A 17272-nucleotide genomic window follows, 5' to 3' on the forward strand; every position below is an offset into this window, starting at 1 on the left:
CACGCATTCCGCAAGGAGTCCTTCGATGTCGGATGCCATCGAGCTGACGCTCGCCGATATCATGTCGCAGGCGCTGCAGTGCGTTGCGCCGGACAGTCCGCTCGGGGATGCCGTCCGAACCATGGCCCGGGACAGACTCTCGTGCATCCTCGTGCTCGAGGAGGGGCAGCCCGTCGGCATCCTGACGGAGCGTGATCTGCTGCGATTGCTGGTTCGGGAGGTCGATCTCGACCGGCCGGTTGCCGAGGTGATGAGCAGCCCGGTGCTCGCCATGTCCCGGGAGACCGATTTCGCTTCCGCCTACCTCCACGCCCTTGATCACCAGGTTCGCCACTTAGTGGCGGTCGATCCGAGCGGCAGGGCGGTCGGGGTCGCGAGCGAGACCGACTTCCGCCGCTATTTGACCCTGCGTCTGCTCAAGCAGCTCGATGACCTGTCCGCCGTGATGGATCGCGACCTGCCGCTCCTGCCGCCCGATGCGTCCGTTGCGCAGGCGCGGCGGATCATGCTGCAGTACCGGACCTCGTACGTGGTCATCGCGGCGGGACGTCGCCCGCTGGGCATCCTCACCGAGCGCGACATTCCGGGTCTCTTGGCAAGTCGGGGCGCGCAGGCCGGAGCCCTGATCGTGCGCGATGTGATGCAGTCGCCCGTGCGGATGATCCGCAACGACAGCCCCGTGTCGGATGCCGCATGTCTGATGCAGGACGAGGGTCTGCGTCATCTCGCGGTCGTGGATGCCGACGGACTGGTCATGGGGATGTTGACGCTGCATAACCTGATGGAGCGGATCGGCTTCAACCTCCTGCACGACGATACCCGGCGTCGCACCGAGCGTTTGTCGGGGGCGCAAGCCCTCGCCGAGCAGCGGCTGCGGATGGCCGTCGAGGCGTCCGGCATCGGTTTCTGGGAATTCGACCTGGCTGCGGATCGGCTCCATCGCGACGAGACGCTGCGCGATCTGCTCGGCCTTCGGGACGTCGCGACACCGCTCGATCGGGCCGCCTGGCTGGAGTCCGTGCATCCGGATGACCGCGACGCTGCGATGCGTGCCTTGCGGGCGGCCTTTGCACCGGATGATCCACCGGTCGAATGCGAGTGCCGGAGCCGACACCGAGACGGCGGTTGGGTGTGGCTCCAGGTCCGCGGGCGTATCGTGGGCCGAGACCCCGACGGACGCCCCGCTCTTGCGGTCGGAACCGCAATGGACATCACCAAGCTGCGCGAGGCCCAGGATGCCCTGCACGAGCGCGAGGAGGTCTATCGCGCCATCTTCGCTCAGGCAGGCGACGGTATTCTTCTGTCCGATGCCGAGACAGCCCGTTTCGTCGAATTCAACGACGCCGCCTGCGAGGCGCTCGGCTACAGTCGCGAGGAATTCGCCGGGCTCGGGATCGCGGATATCCAGGCCGAGCTTGATCTGGCCGGCGTGCGGGACAGCCTGCGCACGATCCTGAGAGAAGGCCGGGGCGAATTCGACACGCTTCATCGTCACAAGGACGGCAGCATTCGGCATGTCCGGGTGGGCAATCGCGCGATCGAGATCAAGGGACATCCCTATGTTGTCGCGATCGTGACGGATATGACGGAGCGCACCTTCGCCCAAGCCGAGCTGGATCTGCACCGGAATCACCTGCGGTCGCTCGTCGATGCCAGGACCGCCGAGCTGGATGCGGCCAACCGCGATCTCATGCGCAGCGACCGGCGTCTGAAGGCCCTGTTCGACTTGAGTCAGGCCGCACCGACCTTGAGCGAGCCCGAGCTCCTCCAGGCGGGCATCGACACCGCGGTGACCCTGACCGACAGCCTCGTCGGCTACCTGCATTTCATCGATGAGGACCAGGAGACCATTCATCTCTGCACCTGGTCCCGCGGGACGCCTGCCTATTGCACGGCCGCGTACGACGGGCACTATTCGGTGTCCAAGGCCGGCGTCTGGGCGGATTCACTGCGCACCCGGCAAGCCGTCGTCCACAACGATTTCGAGGCTGTTCCCGAACGCCGCGGCTACCCGGAGGGCCATGCCGCGCTCGTGCGTCATCTCGGCGTGCCCATCAAGGAGGGCGAGCAGGTCCGCTTGCTCATCGGCGTGGGCAACAAGCCGATCGACTACGACGAATCGGACCGCCAGCAGCTTCAGTTGGTCGGCGACGATCTGTGGCGGATCGTCATGCGCCGGCGCACCGAGCTCGCGCTGGCGGAGGCCAAGGAGAGTGCCGAGTCGGCCAACCGCTCCAAGAGCGCCTTCCTGGCCAACATGAGTCACGAGATTCGTACCCCGATGAATGCCATCATCGGTCTGGGCCACCTGTTGGAGCGCGAGGTGACCGACCCCAAGCCACGCGCTCAGGTCGCGAAGATCATGGATGCGGCCCGGCATCTCTTGTCGATCATCAACGACATCCTCGATCTCTCCAAGATCGAGGCCGGTCAGCTCACGCTCGAGGAGACCGGCTTCTCGTCCGTTGCCCTGATTCAGCACGCCTTCAGCATCCTCGGCGAGCGTGCGTCCGGGAAGGGGCTGACCCTCGAGCAGTCGATCGACCCGCGCATCCCGGTCGTGCTCTACGGCGATTCACATCGGCTCGGCCAGATCCTGCTGAACTACCTCGGCAATGCGATCAAATTTTCCGAGGGCGGGACGATTCGGGTCAGCGCCCGGGCCCGCGAAGTGGAGGGCCGTCGACTCCTGCTCTGCCTCGAGGTTGCGGACGAGGGGATCGGTCTGAACCCGAGCCAATGCGAGCGTCTCTTCCAACCCTTCACGCAAAGCGACGATTCCACGACGCGTCGCTACGGTGGCACGGGTCTCGGTCTGGTCATCTGCAAGCGGTTGGCCGAGCTGATGGGCGGCGAGGTCGGCGTCGAGAGCGCGCCGGGGCAGGGCAGCCGATTTCGGGTCGAGGTGCCGCTGCGCTACGACAAGGGGGCGACCCCGGTGGATGTGGATCGTCCGCTCCCCGGGCCGTTCGGTGATGTGGAGGGACGTCTGGCGCGCCGCTATCGCGGGGTTCGGCTGCTCGTGGTCGAGGACGATCCGCTCAATGCCGAGGTCGCCTGTGAGCTGCTGCGCGGTCTCGGGTTGGTCGTGGACATCGCCGCGAACGGACAGGAGGCGGTGGCCATGGTCCGCGAGCGCGACTATGCGCTGGTGCTGATGGATGTGCAGATGCCGATGATGGATGGTCTGGCCGCGACCGGGACGATTCGTCGCCTGCCCGGTCACGAGACCCTGCCGATCCTGGCCATGACCGCCAATGCATTCGATGAAGACCGGCAGGCCTGCCTGGACGCCGGGATGAACGACCACATCGGCAAACCGGTGCAACCCGAGCGTCTCTACAGCGCACTCCTACGCTGGCTTCCGCCGATGCCGGGGAGCCGGAGGCGAGCGAGGATTCGAACGCGAGCCGCCTTGACGAGGTCGCATTGACCGGCGAACTGGCGACGATTCCCGGTCTGGATGTCGCTGCCGGCCTGCGTGCCGTCGGCTCCGATCATGCCGGTTATCGGCGCGTGCTCGACGTGTTTGCCCGGGCGCACGGCGACGTCGCGGCGGTGCTGCGCCGACGCTTGGCGGCGGGCGATCTGAGCGAGGTCGAGCGTCTGGCGCGAACGCTGAAGCGACTCTCGACAACGCTGGGTGCGACAGCCTTGGGTGCTCGGGCGGGTGAGCTCGCGGAGCGTGTCGAGAGCGGGGCGTCGGCATCTGACTTGGAGGCCGGTATTGCTGCGCTGGAAGCCGTCCTGACTCCGCTTCTCGAGGGGATCCGTGCGGTGTCGAGTCCGGGGCCGAGCGCGACCCCCGATCTGGATTGGTCGCAGGCGCCGATCGTCCTTGCCCGGCTCGAAACGCTCCTGGCCGAGGACAACACACGTGCCAAAGACCTCTTGCTTGAGTCCGCACCCCTGATCGAGGCGATTCTGGGGACACATGCCGCCCGCTTCCGGTCTCAGATCGAGAATTTCGACTTCGAGCAGGCACTGGGTACGCTGCGTCTGGTCATCGACACGCGAAATGGATAATCCGAGACACATCCTGCGCCGCTCGGCGTGGCCGGTGTGGGCGACGCTGCTCGCGGGACTGCTCTGCACTGCGCTGCTCACCCTCGTGGTTCGAGGCGAGGTCGAGGCGCTTGCCCGGTACGAGCTGACCTTCGTGGCGGGGAGATCGCCGATCGCATTCAGACCCGACTCGCCGCGCATGCACAGATCCTGCGCAGCGGCGTCGCCCTGTTCGATGCATCAGAGGATGTCACACGCGAAGCATGGCGGACCTTTGTTGCCGGTCTGCGGCTCGACGACCAGCTGCCCGGGATCCAGGGTGTCGGATTCTCCCTCCTGATGACGCCCGAACAGTTGCAGGCGCATCTCGATGCGGTGCGTCGTGAGGGGTTTCCCGACTACCGTGTCTGGCCCGAGGGCGAGCGCTCCCTGTACTCCTCGATCGTCTATTTGGAGCCCTTCGGAGGCCGTAATCTACGCGCGTTCGGGTATGACATGTTTTCCGAGCCGGTGCGACGGGCCGCGATGGAGGAGGCGCGCGATCACGACATCACTGCGCTCTCGGGACGGGTCCACCTGGTTCAGGAGACCGACGAGGACGTCCAGGCCGGTGCGCTGATGTATGTGCCTGTCTATCGTGCCGGGATGCCGGTGGAGAGCATCGAGCAGCGTCGTGCTGCGCTGAGGGGATGGGTCTACAGTCCTTATCGGATGACCGACCTGATGCACGGCATTCTGGGCGGATGGGAGCAAAGGGATGGTCTGCGGATCCGTCTCGCCGTCTACGACGGGGACGCCGTCGCGCCCGCAACCTTGCTCTACGACACCCAGCCCGCGGCACCGGGCGCCGAGTCGCCGCGGGCGACCGGGGTCTTGAGCATTCCGCTCGATTTCAACGGCCATCGTTGGACCCTGGTGTTCTCGAGCCAGGCGACCGGCGCGCTTCCCGTCGGGGCCCTGAAGGTCTGGTCGACCGCCGTCGTCGGGATCCTCATCAGTCTGCTCCTCGCCGGCCTTGTCCGTGCAATCGCCGAGTCGCGCGCGCACGCCGAGCGTTTGGCCGTGGAGCTCGATGCGCACAGGCGAACGGAGCAGTCGCTCGATGTCGCGCTGACCAAGTACCGGACCCTGTTCGACAGTTTTCCGCTCGGGATCACGGTCACCGACGAAGACGGCGCCATCGTCGAGGCCAATCTCATGGCCGAGACCATCCTCGGGATCTCGCGCGAAGAGCAGCTGCGACTCTCGCTCGGCAGCGCCGTGTGGGACCTCATCCGTCCGGACGGGACCTCCATGCCGCCATCGGAATACCCGAGCGTTCTGGCCTTGCAGACCCGACACGGATTGCATCGCACCGACATGGGGATCCGCAAGCCGGATGGTCGGGTCACCTGGCTCAGCGTGGTCGCAACGCATCTACCGCTGCCCGGGTACGGCGTCGTCGTCACCTACGCCGACATCACGGAGCGGGTCAGGGAGCAGCAGGCGCGCGAGACACTCAGCGCTGCGGCCCGCTTGGCGGTCTCCTCGGACAACGCGGCGGATTTCTGCCAAGCCCTCGCCGAGCTGCTGTCGGCGCGCCTCGCGTGTCCCCAAGTCGCCATCGAAACCTACGACCGCGAATCCAATGAGATGGTCTTTGTCGGCGACGTCGGGGTTGCGGGTTCGCCGGACGGGCCCTTACGCGTGCCGGTGGATCAGACCCTGTCCGGCTGGGTCGCGACACACGGCGAGGCATTGGTGGAGCTCGATGCCGATCAGCGACCCGAGTACGCCTTGCCGGCCTTGCGGGCTCTCGGCATCGTGAGCTTCGTCTGTGTTCCGCTCACGTTCGGCGGGCGCGTCCTGGGAACCCTGTCGCTCGGCGATGTGCGGCGACGCCCGGAGGCGTCCGAATGGGTGGGCATGCTGCAGACGATCGCGGATACCGCCGCCGATTCCATGGTGCGCCTGGACGCACAGGCAGCCTTGCGCGAGAGCGAGCGCAGCTACCGCGTTCTGGTCGACAATCTCCGCGCCGGTTTGGTCGCTCATGCGCCCGATACACGGATTCTTTACGCCAACCCCATGGCGTCGCATCTCCTGGGATTGACGACCGAGCAGATGCAGGGCCGTGCCACCGTTGACCCGAGGTGGCATTTCATTCGCGAGAACGGCACCCGGCTGTCGGTGGAGGAGTATCCGGTCAAGCGTGTCGCCGAGACTGGACAGGCTCTCCAGGGCCTGACACTGGGGATCGTCAGACCCGATCGCACGGATCCCGTGTGGGTGCATTGCGAGGCCCATCCGCTGCATGACGAGCAGGGCCGGATGCAGAGGATCATCGTGACCTTCTTCGACATTTCCGGGCGCAAGGCGGCCGAGACCGAGCTCGAGCAGCATCGTCATCACCTCGAGGATCTGGTTGCCGAGCGCACCTCGCAGCTCGCCGAGGCACGGGATACGGCGGAGGCCGCGAACCGGGCCAAGACGCGGTTCCTGGCCAACATGACCCATGAGATTCGCACCCCGATGAACGCCATTCTCGGGCTCAATCACCTGCTTCTGAAGCAGGTGACCGCACCCGAAGCGCGAACCAGGCTGCGCAAGCTCGGCGATGCCGCGTCTCATTTGCTGCTCATCATCGACGATATCCTCGACCTGTCGAAGATCGAGTCCGGTCGCCTCGTTCTGGAGGAGACGCCGTTCTCGCCGGCGACGGCGATCGAGCGGGGTGTCGGCCTGCTCGGCGAGCGCGCCTCCGACAAGGGTCTTCGGCTTCTGACGACGCTCGATCCGCGCCTGCCGGCGCGGGTGATCGGGGACCCGTTGCGTCTGGAGCAGATCCTGGTCAACTTTCTCGGCAACGCAATCAAGTTCTCCGAGCAAGGCGAGATCCGGGTGCGGGGGATTCTGGCCGAGGAGACCGCGCAGGGCATTCTCTTGCGTCTGGAGGTGGAGGACCAAGGGATTGGATTGACGCCGGACCAGCAGGGGCGTCTGTTCCGGCCCTTCACCCAGGCCGACGACTCGACGACGCGTCGCCATGGCGGCACCGGACTCGGTCTCGCGATCGTCAAGCGACTGGCCACCCTCATGGCCGGCGAGGTCGGCGTGACCAGCACCCCGGGGGAAGGCAGTCTCTTCTGGATGACCGCGCGCCTGCGCCGGGACGATCGGCGGGCACCGCCGACGCCCGCCTCTGCGTTGACGTCGACAGCGACGCCTGTGGTCATCCCGGAGCAGCTGATCGCTCGGCGTTATTCCGGTATACCGATCCTGCTGGTCGAGGACGACCCGATCAATCGAGATGTCGCACTCGATCTGCTCGAGGCGACGGGGCTGCTCGTGGATCTGGCCGAGGACGGCTCAGCCGCCGTCAAACGGGTGCGCGAGCGCGATTATGCCCTGGTGATCATGGATGTGCAGCTGCCGCGGATGGATGGATTGGCGGCAACCCGCGCCATCCGCGCGCTCCCCGGCCGGGCGGATCTGCCCATCCTGGCCATGACGGCGGGGACCTTCGAGGACGATCGTGCACGTTGCTTGGATGCCGGTATGAACGACTTCATCGGCAAGCCCGTCGAGCCGGCGCGCTTCTACGCCGCGCTACTGCGCTGGTTGCCCGCCGCGCCCCCGGATCCTCCGGAGCCCTTTGGCGCGGACCGCATGGCGACGGCCGAGCCGACGGAGTCTGCGGTCGCGACCTCGAACGCGGATCCGGCCATCGCGCAGGTCCTCCTGGCCCAATTGGAGTTCCTACTCTCCGAAGGCGACCCGCGGGCTCTGCAGGTCTTGGCCGATCTCGGGACCCTGGTCGCGCCCAGCTTCGGAGAGGATGCCCCGGGGTTCCGCGAGGATATCGAGCGCGGATCCTATACCCGGGCGTTGGAGACCCTGCGCCGCGCGCGTCGGGAGTGAGTCACGGTGGCTGTGCTCCGGCGATTCCCGCCGGGCGGACGCAGGAATCCGGCTCGGTGTTTTGATAGGGGCAATGCTGCTGCGGTACGAGCGGTCGGGAACGATTCAAAAACAACCGAGACGCGTAGGATGGGTAGAGCGAAGCTAAACCCGTAGGATGGGTAGAGCGAAGCGAAACCCGTAGGATGGGTAGAGCGAAGCGAAACACGTAGGATGGGTAGAGCGAAGCGAAACCCATCCAGCCCGCTCCAAGCGCATCGGACCGAAACCCGGCAACGCGGCGGTTTGGAGGATGGGTTTCGCTATCGCTCGCGACGAGGAGCGGCGCCGACTCGAGGTCCAAGCGGGAGACTGGAGATCCGTTTCCGAGACTCCGACGCTCTACGGGACTTGATCGAACGCCTCATGATGCTGGCGGGGTCAGCGGAGCCTGATTACACTGCACGGAAGACAACCCGACATCCCCCGGAGGCACTTGATGAGCGCCGAGATCGATAGCCTGGTCCTAGAGCACCTGCGCCACATCCGCGCCCGAGTCGATCAGATCGCCGAGGACGTCGGCGATCTGAAACATCGCATGACCAGCCTCGAAGGCACCATGAGCCTGGTCAAGCGTGAGGTGGCCTACGGCGACGAGACCGACGCGCGTCATCAGGTTAGCCTGGATCGTCTTTCCGAGCGGATCGCGCGCATCGAGAGGCGACTGGATCTCGGCGATAGCGCTTGAGCGGGGATGGTGGATGCGCTGCGCTTATCCACCCTACACATTATGTGATGTAGGGTGGATAAGGCGCGCACTCAAACGCTGGCGATTGGGCGATGACGTTGGCCGCGCCGCATCCACCAGACGCCGCTGGACTCAACCCGGAACTCGGGCGTCAGGCCGTGGACTCCAGTGCGCGCAGACGGCGAAGGTCATCGCTCACCCTCTGTTGCGCGCACTGCGTCTGCTCGAGCAAGCGCGCGACATCGCGGAGGTCACTCTCGCTGCCCTGCTGCTCCAGGCGCCCGGCCAATTCGCAGAGCCGGCTTGCGCCGAGATTGCCGGCGCTGCCCTTGAGCGCGTGCGCGGCCGTGGCCAGTCTCGCGGCGTCACGGCCGTCGACCGCCTCCTGCAGGGTCTTCATCAGGTCTTCGGTCTTGGCGAGGACGAGGTCTAGATAATGCGCGTAATCCTCGCCCAGTAGACGCTTGAGAGTGTCCATTGCGTCCGGGTCTACCGCGAGCTGGATGGCATCGAGATCCTCCCCCTCGTCGAGGCAGCGCTCGGGCACCGCCGGTTCCGCCTGCATCCACCGGCCGAGCGTCTCCCGAAGCCGCTCCAGCTTGAGCGGCTTCGGGAGATAGTCGTCCATCCCCGCCGCGAAGCAGCGCTCGCGATCGCCCTGCATCACATTCGCGGTCAAGGCGACGATCGGGGTTCGCGGACACCCCTCCTGCTCCTCGCGCCGGCGCAGCTCGGCACTCGCCTCGAAACCGTCCATGTTCGGCATCTGGCAGTCCATCAGGATGAGGTCATAGCGCCCTCGGGCAGCGGCCGTGAGCGCCTTGCAACCGTCCTCGGCGACATCCGCCGTCAAGCCGAGTCGCGTCAGCATCGACAAGGCCACCCGTTGGTTGATCAGGTTGTCCTCGACCAGCAGGACGTGCCCCCGGAGCTGGATCCGTGAGTCCGGCGCCGGCGTCGCATCCGGCGCTTCCCGGGCGGGCGCCGGTCGTTGCGTGCCGCGCGTCCGGTGATGAATGATCCGGACGAGCGCGTCGTGCAGATGCGACTGACGAACGGGCTTCGACAGGCTGTCGTGGATGCCGACCGCGGCGAGTGCCTCGCCATTCTGCCCGGCCGAGCTCATCATCAGTATCGGCGTCTCGGCGATCTTGGGGTCGGCACGGATCAGTCTGGCCAGTGTGATGCCGTCGAGCTGCGGCATCTGCATGTCGATGATCGCGACCTCGAAGGGTCGTCCCGAGTCGACCGCCTCCCGCAGGAGTTTGAGGGCCCTAAACCCGTTGCCGGCCATCTCGCAGCTCAGGCCCCAGCTTTGCAGGTAGTGGCCGAGGATGGTCCGATTGGTCTCCTTGTCGTCGACCGCCAGGACGCGGACGCCCGCGAGGTCCTCGAGAGCGATCGGCGCGGCCAAGCCCGCTTGGCGATCGAAGGGGATGGTGAACCAAAAGGTCGAGCCCCGGCCATGCACACTCGCGGCGCCGATCTCGCCGCCCATCAGCTCGACCAACGGCTTGGAGATGGCCAGGCCGAGCCCGGTGCCGCCGAAGCGGCGTGTCATGGATCCGTCGGCCTGAACGAACGGCAGAAACAATCGGCCGAGCTGCGCCTCGGTCATCCCGATCCCGGTGTCGACCACCTCGAAGCGAAGCACCTGCTTGGCGGCACCCATTCCTGCCGCGGAATGATCCACCGCGTCGACGCGCAGCACGACCTCGCCCTCTTCGGTGAACTTGATCGCATTGCCCATCAGGTTGTTCAACACCTGGCGTAGCCGGGTGGGATCACCGACGACCCGCGTATCCAGGTCCACGGGGATATAGCAGGCCAGCTCGAGACGGCTGGACTGGTTGCGGGACGAGAGCAGGCTCGCGACATCCTCCGCCAGCGGGCGCAGGTCGAACGGGACCCGCTCCGGATCGAGCTTGCCGGCCTCGATCTTGGAGAAATCCAGGATGTCGTTGATCACGGTCAGCAAGGCGTCGGCCGACCCGCGGGCGGTCTCGACATAGTCCTGCTGATCGGCGTCGAGCCGGGTTTGCGCGAGCATCTCGAGCATTCCGAGCACACCATTCATCGGGGTTCGGATCTCGTGGCTCATGTTGGCCAGGAAACGGGATTTCGCCTCCACCGCCTCGAGGGCCGCAAGCCGCGACCGCTCGGCCTCGGTGCGCGCGTGATCGTCGGCGATCGCGACTCCGATCATGCCGGCCACGAGCGAGAGCAACCCCAACTCGACGCCATCGAGATCCGGCGTCTCCTCGACCCCGAGCCAAGCCCGGCCGAGCAGAGCGCCCCCTTGCGCAATCGGCAGCAGGATCCCGTTCAGCGCGTCGAGATGGACCGGGTCCAGCTCGTCGCCTAGAGGCCGACGCAAGGCATCGAGCACGGAATCCGGCGGCGCGCCTCGCTGCAGCCGGATCAGCGGCTCGCCGTCCCCTTGGTCGGCAACAATGACGGCGGTACCGCTTAATTGCAGGGTCTGCAAGGCCGCAAGCGCGTCGAGCGCAGCGGCCAGACGCTGCTCGAGGCGCCCGGTTCCCTGCAGACGCTCGGCCACCCGTGCGCGTGCCTCCGCCACCGCGACCTCCCGTTCGCGGCGCATCTCCTCGGCGACGTCGCGTGTGATATCGCGCTGGACCGCCACGAAGCCGCCGAGTGTGCCGCCGTCATCCGCAAAGGGTGCGATCGTGGTCTGTACCCAGTAGGTCTGTGAGCCCCCGTCCGGCGTCCGCCGCCGATTCAACAGACGCCCGGACCACACCTCGCCGCGGGCGATGGTGTCCCAAAGCTCCCGATAGCGCTCGCGAGGGGTCAGCCCGCTTGCCAAGATGCCGGAGCGCGCACCGATGGCCTGCTCGGCGTCGATTCCCGTGATGCGAACGAAGGCCGGGTTGATGTACTCGATGACGCCGGAGAGATCCGTCACGTAGATGGCATCGGCGCTCGCCTCGACGGCCTTGGCGAGTCGCAGGCGCGCCGCTTCGGCCGCGAGCCGACTCGAGACGTCGCGGAAGCTGAGGGCGCAGCCGGTCATGACACCGCCCTGGACGATCGGATAGACGAGGACCGAGACCGGTATGGCGCCGCCGAGCGCATCGACCAAGACCGCCTTGTCGTCGCGGTAGCTGCGCGCACCCTGAAGGCGCGCGAGGATGGCGTCCGCCGACGGCGGTGCCTGCGCATCCTCGCGGCGCGAAAACCTGAAGCGCTCGAGAATCGGCTCTCCGAGCAGTGCCGCGCGCTCCCCGAGCAGATTCTCGGAGGCAGGGTTCATACCGACGAGGCGTCCGTGCGGGTCGAGCGAGCAGAAGCCGTCGCGGAAGCCGCCGATGATGGCGGCCAGCTTGTCGCGCTCCGCGGCCACCTCCGAGGCGGATGATCGCCGCAGCTCGTCGTAGAGCGCCTGCATCTCGCGCGACGAGACCTCCAGCGAGCGCTCGAGCAGATAGCGGTCCCGGGCATGCTCCTCGTAAGACCGGTTGACCCGATCCAGAAAGCCCTGCCAAGCCCCCGGATCGTTCGGCAGGGCATCCTGCGAGAGGTTGGCGCGCCGAAGCTGGCGTTGAATCAGCTTGTCCATCCTCGTCCCCGTGCCGTGGAGGGTCCGGCCGTCGCGGGCCTAGACCTCATGGATCGTCGTCAGGGTCATGGTCTGGTTGTGCAAGTCGCAGGCGCCGGAAGCGTAAGGCGCGATCTCGCCGTAAGAGTAGAAGCCGACCTGTCGCGTGTCGGGCGGCAATGCCTCGAGCGTGGCCTCGATCTCCTCGTCCGCGCGCTCGCCGAGCACCATGCGGCGGCCGACGCAGCTAATGGAAATGGCCAATGTCCGCTCGCCGTTCGAGCCGCGGTTGCGTGTCATCAAGGCGGCATCCTCGGCGCCGTCCACCAAATGATCAAGGTTGGTCCGCATCAATTGTGCAAGAGAGCCTTCCGGAATGTCCCCCGCGAAGGTCATGGAGCCGTCTTCCTCGTCGACGGCGAGAATGGTGCGCACCAAGCGCTTCTCGTCACCGGCATCGGCCCGCAAGGCGAGCGGAAACCGCAATGCGGTTGCCGGCAGACCCGATGCCAGCTCGCCCAGGTATTCCTTGTAGAGCTGCAGTGCGGGGCGACCATCCAGCGCGAAGAGCCGATTGCCCGCGGCGCGCGTCACGCGACGCTCCGGGCCGAAGATGTCCCAGCCGCCCCTCGAGCCATACCCGATCCGCACCCGCTCGCCGTAAAGGCCCAAGGCTGCCACGGTCCGCGCGACGGGACGGTCGTGATCCAGCACCCAGGTTCGCTGAAACCGGTCGCCATCCCCGGCGAGGCCGCCGGTGACGATGACGGAGCCCTGCAGAACCTCGTTGAGTCCGGCGACCAGTTGACTGCCGTTCACGTGCAAGCCATCGGAGAGCACCAAGACACCCTTGAGATCCGGCGCGGCAAGCTGCTCGGCGAGGGCGATGCCGGTCTCCCGCGAGCGATTGCTCGAGCCCGTCGGTGCCACAGCCGTCTCCAGGCGCGTGTCCTCGAAGCGCGCGACGGCCACGACCAAGGTCCCGTCCTGAACATGCTTGTCCAAGATCTCCCCTGCGGTCGAGCAGCCCATCAAGCGCGCTTTGGGATAGGCGGACCGCAAGTCTGCAAAGGGGGCCGGGTCGTCCAGAAAGGCGCTGTCGCCGAAGGCAAGAACCAAGGTCCGCTCGGAATCCAGGGCCGGAAACCTCTCGATGCCCCATCCATCCGCCGGGCGATAGTCGAACACCTCAATTTGCATCTTCCGCTCCTCCGTCGCTGATGGCCTTCGTGCAGAGTCGCTCTCGACCGATCGCGTTCGAGGCGGCAGGTCGAAGAGCGGCCCAGATCGTCCGTCCGGGGTGCGTCCCGCGCGCCTCGAGCCATGGTACGTGGGTCAATCTTAGCTGCCGTCCACTAAACGCGGAAGTGCGACCTCGGATGCCGCGGATGATTGTGAGACTCTCATGTGAAACGTCCAACCGGGGAAAGTCAGGGCTGTTCCGTCGAAGGTCACCCGAGTCTGTTCGGCTGCCTTTCCTTGGGTGGACTTAAGTCGGTGCTTGGTCTCGACTGAAAAGTCGAGCACGATCCCGCAGCGGCCATCCTCCGCCAGCTCGGTCATGATCTGCTGGAGAAACAGCACCTGGGTGGCGCCGGTCCGAAAGGGGAAGCGCTGCTGGGCGTCGTCGCCCTCTTTGCCGCCGAACGGCGGATTGGTGAAGATCACCTGAAAGCGTCCGGGCGCCGCGCCGAACAGGCCCGCATAGGTCGGTGTTGCGGTCAGGGTGTTGCCGTGCCAGAGGTTCGGCTGGTCGATGCCGTGCAGCACCAGGTTGGCCAAGGCGATGGGAAAGACCAGGTTCTCCTTCTCGCTCGCACAATTGGAGCGCCGCATGACATCGCAGACGCCTTTGACGAAGGCGGACAGCGAGCCCAGTGATTGGATGGATCGAGGAGTGGTCTTTTTGCGGGCCGGTGTGGGCTGAGTTGGTCGGGACACGGCTTAGGCACGACCTGGGCTGGTGACGAAAGGGTTGGTGACGCGCAGCCGTCCGTCGAGGGTCTGGCCGTCCTGGAAATCCTCCGACCAAAGGGTCGTGCAGCCGCAATCCAGGGCGCTGGCGGCGATCATGGCATCATAGATCGGGAGAGCGTAGCGCTCGGCAAGCCGCAGACCCAGATCATGGACCTCGACCGTCAGAGGCTGCACCGGGCACAGGGCGCGGATGGTTTCGAGGATGTCCCGAACCTCCGCCCAATCGCATCCGAGCTTGCGTCGGGCCACGCTGACAAATTCATTCAACACCTGCACGCTGATCGTCCCACCGGCCGCGAGGAGAGCCTCGGCCCGGTTCGCTTTGATCTCGTCCTCGCTCAGCAGATAGAGCACGACATTGGTGTCGAAAAAGTCGGTCTCCGTAGTCACCCGCGATCCTCGTGGCTGTCGAGCCGATCGAAGCGAAAGTCCGCCGGGAGTCGCCCGCGATAGGCCCGCAAGCGCGCGAGCAGCTCGGGTCGGGTCGGCTTGCGTCGGACCTCGAAGCGGCGCTCGTCGGCGACGACGATCTCGATGTCGTCTCCCTCCTTGAGCGCCAGCGCCTCGGTCACCGCCGCGGGCAGACGCACGGCGAGACTGTTGCCCCATTTGGAGATTTGCATGGATGTCGAGACCTTGCTTAGATATACACGCGAGCGATAGTATATCAAGCGTCGCAAGGGGGCAATCGGGAGGGCCTTTAAACCGCGCCCAGAGCGAGATGCTGAGTTTCGGGTTAGTTCGACGTTTGGAGCATCCACGACCCTTGGCGGGGACGCGGTTTAATCGACTTGAGGTGGGTTTCGGTGAGCTGATCTCGACGTCGGCGAACGAACCCGCGTGTTAACCGTTCGCGAGCTCTCTGAGCACCTCGGGATGCCGTTCGGCGACCCGTAGAAGCGTCTTCGCAGCTCCACTCGGCTGACGGCGCCCCTGTTCCCAGTCCTGCAAGGTTCGTTTCGAGACGCCGAGCAGCGTGGCGAACTTGGCTTGAGACAATTTCGTGCCGAGCCGCGCCTTGGTGACCGACGAGTCGATGACCCGGCCATCGTCAAGCACCAGCGACACACGTCCGACCTCTCCGTCTCGGAGCTGGCGTGCGGCTTCAACCAGCTCGGTTTCCAGATCGCGCTCGGCATCCCGCGTCAGCATTTCGGCTTCAGTTAATTTCGGCATGGTCGGCTAACTCTCGCATAGCGGGTGAAGACCGGCAGTTCAACGAAGGTGTGCATAGGGGAAATGATACGGCATTGCCGCATATCCCGCACCGAATTAACTCCGAGTGGACCACCCGAGGGGCTGTGGCGGAATGCTCAAATATCACCGACGTCTTGAGCCCCTGTGGAGCCTTGCGACGAGAGGGTGGCCGGTGTCATCGGATCAGGTTCCGCGCTCGCCATCCCCGAAAGCCGTCGCGAGGATGCGCTCCGGCAGGCGCTGGATCTCCTTGAGCTGGGCCTCGGCGGCGAGGCGGGCGGACTCCGCCACGGCGAGCTGGTCCCGGAGTCGGCGAACGATCCGTTCCTGCTCCGGGCGCGGCGGGGCGCAGATCCGGAACTGCTCCAGGGTCGGCATGTAGATGGTCTTGTGCGTCGCTCCGGTCGCCAAGGATCTCAGATGCTCGCGCGAGCAGATCAAGGCGTACATCAGAAACTCCGGGGCCAACTCATCGCTGCAGACCCAGTTGGCGAAGTCCTGACTGGTCGCCATCGGCTTCGCCATGATGGTAACGAATCCGACGGAGGCCGTGCGGGATAAACAGACGGTGCCGCGAGGCAGGATTCGAGCCGCCGAGTGCGCAATCCCCTCAGGGTTGGTTTTGATGCGGGTCTCCTCGGTCCAGCGTCCGTCCAGGCGGCGGATCTCGGTCAAGGAGATCCAGGAGACATCACCGCCCCACCAGTCCGGGCGCGAGCGACTGGGGGTGTGGCCGCTTTCGAGGCGTGCCAAGTCGCTGAGCTTGTTCCAACGCCAACCGGAAGGCGCCTGATACTGATTCGTGGGCACTGTGACAGGGGCAAACCCCGGATGGTTGGCAGGCAGTAAACGACTCATACCGAAAACAACCTCCCCTTCGCCTCGCGCATCACCTCCGCCGGCGGTCGGTCGAGCCGACTCAGGACGTAGAACCCGCCGGCACGCTGGATCTCGGGTACATCCCAAAGGCTGGGACTCTCCAACGCCTCGGTGCCGCCGATGGCGAACTGCTGTCCGAACCCTCGCAGGACTTGGGCCGCGTCCGGATCGAGGCTGTCCAGCCAGGGTGCGGATTCGATCAGATAGCCGTCGGCGCGCTCGCGTCGCGTGAGGGGCGAGGCGGCGAAGCCGTGATGGGCGAGCAGATCGAAGAGGTCCAGGTCGTGGCATTGCTCCAGCTCGCGCAGGCGCTCCGGATCGGCCTGGCCGTCGCGCAGGTGCTGGATCAGACCGGCACGGTCGCGTTGCTCGACCCAGATCGAGCGGAATCCATCCAGGTCAACCGTCTCGCGCGTTCGCGCAGAGCTGCTCGAACAGGTCCTTGCACATGGCCGCGATCCGCTCGGGGATCACCAGATCGTTGTCGAAACGGGTGGCGTCGTACTTGGGCTTGAGCTCGTCGCGCTTCACCCGTTTGCCGGTGCGGATGTCGACGCCCTTCTTGAGAACCACCTCGGCGTCCGTGAAGGTCTCCCCGTCCAGACTGACGGCTCGGCGCACGATCTCGCAAGCGGCCAGATAGCCGTCCTCCTGCGCCTGAATCAGGTCGTACTCGTAGACCGGCGGGCCGAAATAGGCGAGGTTGTTGGCGGTGATGGCTTGGTCCTCGCGGCGCTGGCGTTTGGGCTCGCGCAGCTCGCGCGGGGTGGCGGTGAGCCCGATCTGGATCGCGTCCGGGTTGCGTTCCAGGACCACGCGCCAGCCTGGTGTGACTCCGACCGGGACTCGTGAAGCGGTGCAGCGATTCCGAGACCGTCCGAGATCATCTTCGTTGTCGTTGTCCTTGTCGTAATCGGATCGATGGTCGATTACGACAACGACAACGACAACGACAACGAACGGTTTCGACATCTGTCGTGCTGCACTAAACCGCGCCCAGCGTGGTATGCGATGTTATCGGTGGG

Annotated in this window: 13 protein-coding genes; 4 read left to right on the forward strand and 9 right to left on the reverse strand. The window is 65.8% G+C overall.

Annotated elements, in window-relative coordinates; genetic code table 11:
• Positions 1 to 25 precede the first annotated feature (25 nt).
• The 4 genes from KFB96_RS03715 to KFB96_RS03730 all read left to right on the forward strand — a co-directional run bounded on the left by KFB96_RS03715 (position 26) and on the right by KFB96_RS03730 (position 8632).
• Entirely contained in the window at positions 26 to 3433 is a 3408-nt protein-coding gene (locus KFB96_RS03715) for a CBS domain-containing protein (protein ID WP_213501716.1), read from the forward strand.
• Positions 3430 to 4026, forward strand: a complete 597-nt coding sequence (locus KFB96_RS03720) for an Hpt domain-containing protein (RefSeq protein ID WP_213501718.1) — start codon at positions 3430 to 3432, stop codon at positions 4024 to 4026. The genes KFB96_RS03715 and KFB96_RS03720 overlap by 4 nt, the downstream gene beginning before the upstream one ends.
• 36 nt (positions 4027 to 4062) lie before the next feature.
• Positions 4063 to 7905: a CHASE domain-containing protein gene (locus KFB96_RS03725; RefSeq protein ID WP_300971269.1), complete on the forward strand. Its 3843-nt coding sequence runs from the start codon at positions 4063 to 4065 to the stop codon at positions 7903 to 7905.
• 478 nt (positions 7906 to 8383) lie between these two features.
• On the forward strand, positions 8384 to 8632 hold the full coding sequence (locus tag KFB96_RS03730; protein WP_213459122.1) for a hypothetical protein: 249 nt from the start codon (positions 8384 to 8386) through the stop codon (positions 8630 to 8632).
• Positions 8633 to 8783: 151 nt separating this feature from the next.
• Here KFB96_RS03730 and KFB96_RS03735 read toward each other — a convergent pair whose 3' ends face one another.
• The 9 genes from KFB96_RS03735 to KFB96_RS03775 form a co-directional block, all read right to left on the reverse strand.
• A complete protein-coding gene (locus tag KFB96_RS03735) occupies positions 8784 to 12215 on the reverse strand; it encodes a response regulator (protein WP_213459124.1) in 3432 nt (1143 codons plus the stop codon).
• A gap of 39 nt (positions 12216 to 12254) precedes the next feature.
• A complete protein-coding gene (locus tag KFB96_RS03740; RefSeq protein ID WP_213459126.1) occupies positions 12255 to 13394 on the reverse strand; it encodes an FIST N-terminal domain-containing protein in 1140 nt (379 codons plus the stop codon).
• A gap of 141 nt (positions 13395 to 13535) precedes the next feature.
• Positions 13536 to 14135 carry an N-6 DNA methylase gene (locus tag KFB96_RS03745; protein ID WP_300971270.1) on the reverse strand — a complete coding sequence of 200 codons (600 nt, stop codon included), beginning with the start codon at positions 14133 to 14135 and terminating at the stop codon, positions 13536 to 13538.
• 3 nt (positions 14136 to 14138) lie between these two features.
• Complete coding sequence (locus KFB96_RS03750; protein WP_213459128.1) at positions 14139 to 14561, reverse strand: PIN domain-containing protein; 423 nt, start codon at positions 14559 to 14561, stop codon at positions 14139 to 14141.
• A complete protein-coding gene (locus KFB96_RS03755) occupies positions 14558 to 14794 on the reverse strand; it encodes an AbrB/MazE/SpoVT family DNA-binding domain-containing protein (RefSeq protein ID WP_213459130.1) in 237 nt (78 codons plus the stop codon). Before KFB96_RS03755 ends, KFB96_RS03750 begins: the two co-directional genes overlap by 4 nt.
• A 220-nt stretch (positions 14795 to 15014) precedes the next feature.
• Entirely contained in the window at positions 15015 to 15347 is a 333-nt protein-coding gene (locus tag KFB96_RS03760; protein WP_213459132.1) for a helix-turn-helix domain-containing protein, read from the reverse strand.
• A gap of 204 nt (positions 15348 to 15551) precedes the next feature.
• A complete protein-coding gene (locus KFB96_RS03765) occupies positions 15552 to 16226 on the reverse strand; it encodes a restriction endonuclease subunit S (protein WP_213459135.1) in 675 nt (224 codons plus the stop codon).
• Entirely contained in the window at positions 16223 to 16645 is a 423-nt protein-coding gene (locus KFB96_RS27390; RefSeq protein WP_213459868.1) for a type I restriction-modification enzyme R subunit C-terminal domain-containing protein, read from the reverse strand. The genes KFB96_RS03765 and KFB96_RS27390 overlap by 4 nt, the downstream gene beginning before the upstream one ends.
• 1 nt (position 16646) lies before the next feature.
• A complete protein-coding gene (locus tag KFB96_RS03775; protein ID WP_213459136.1) occupies positions 16647 to 17063 on the reverse strand; it encodes a hypothetical protein in 417 nt (138 codons plus the stop codon).
• Positions 17064 to 17272: the final 209 nt, after the last annotated feature.

The sequence above is a fragment of the Thiocapsa sp. genome (genome assembly GCF_018399035.1).
GTDB lineage: Bacteria > Pseudomonadota > Gammaproteobacteria > Chromatiales > Chromatiaceae > Thiocapsa.

Excerpts from the sequence above, each read along its gene's own strand:
- KFB96_RS03740 (WP_213459126.1), bottom strand. The coding sequence starts at position 13,394 with ATGCAAATTGAGGTGTTCGACTATCGCCCGGCGGATGGATGGGGCATC.
- KFB96_RS03765 (WP_213459135.1), bottom strand. The coding sequence starts at position 16,226 with ATGAGTCGTTTACTGCCTGCCAACCATCCGGGGTTTGCCCCTGTCACA.
- KFB96_RS03715 (WP_213501716.1), top strand. The coding sequence starts at position 26 with ATGTCGGATGCCATCGAGCTGACGCTCGCCGATATCATGTCGCAGGCG.
- KFB96_RS03735 (WP_213459124.1), bottom strand. The coding sequence starts at position 12,215 with ATGGACAAGCTGATTCAACGCCAGCTTCGGCGCGCCAACCTCTCGCAG.
- KFB96_RS03755 (WP_213459130.1), bottom strand. The coding sequence starts at position 14,794 with ATGCAAATCTCCAAATGGGGCAACAGTCTCGCCGTGCGTCTGCCCGCG.
- KFB96_RS03730 (WP_213459122.1), top strand. The coding sequence starts at position 8,384 with ATGAGCGCCGAGATCGATAGCCTGGTCCTAGAGCACCTGCGCCACATC.
- KFB96_RS03760 (WP_213459132.1), bottom strand. The coding sequence starts at position 15,347 with ATGCCGAAATTAACTGAAGCCGAAATGCTGACGCGGGATGCCGAGCGC.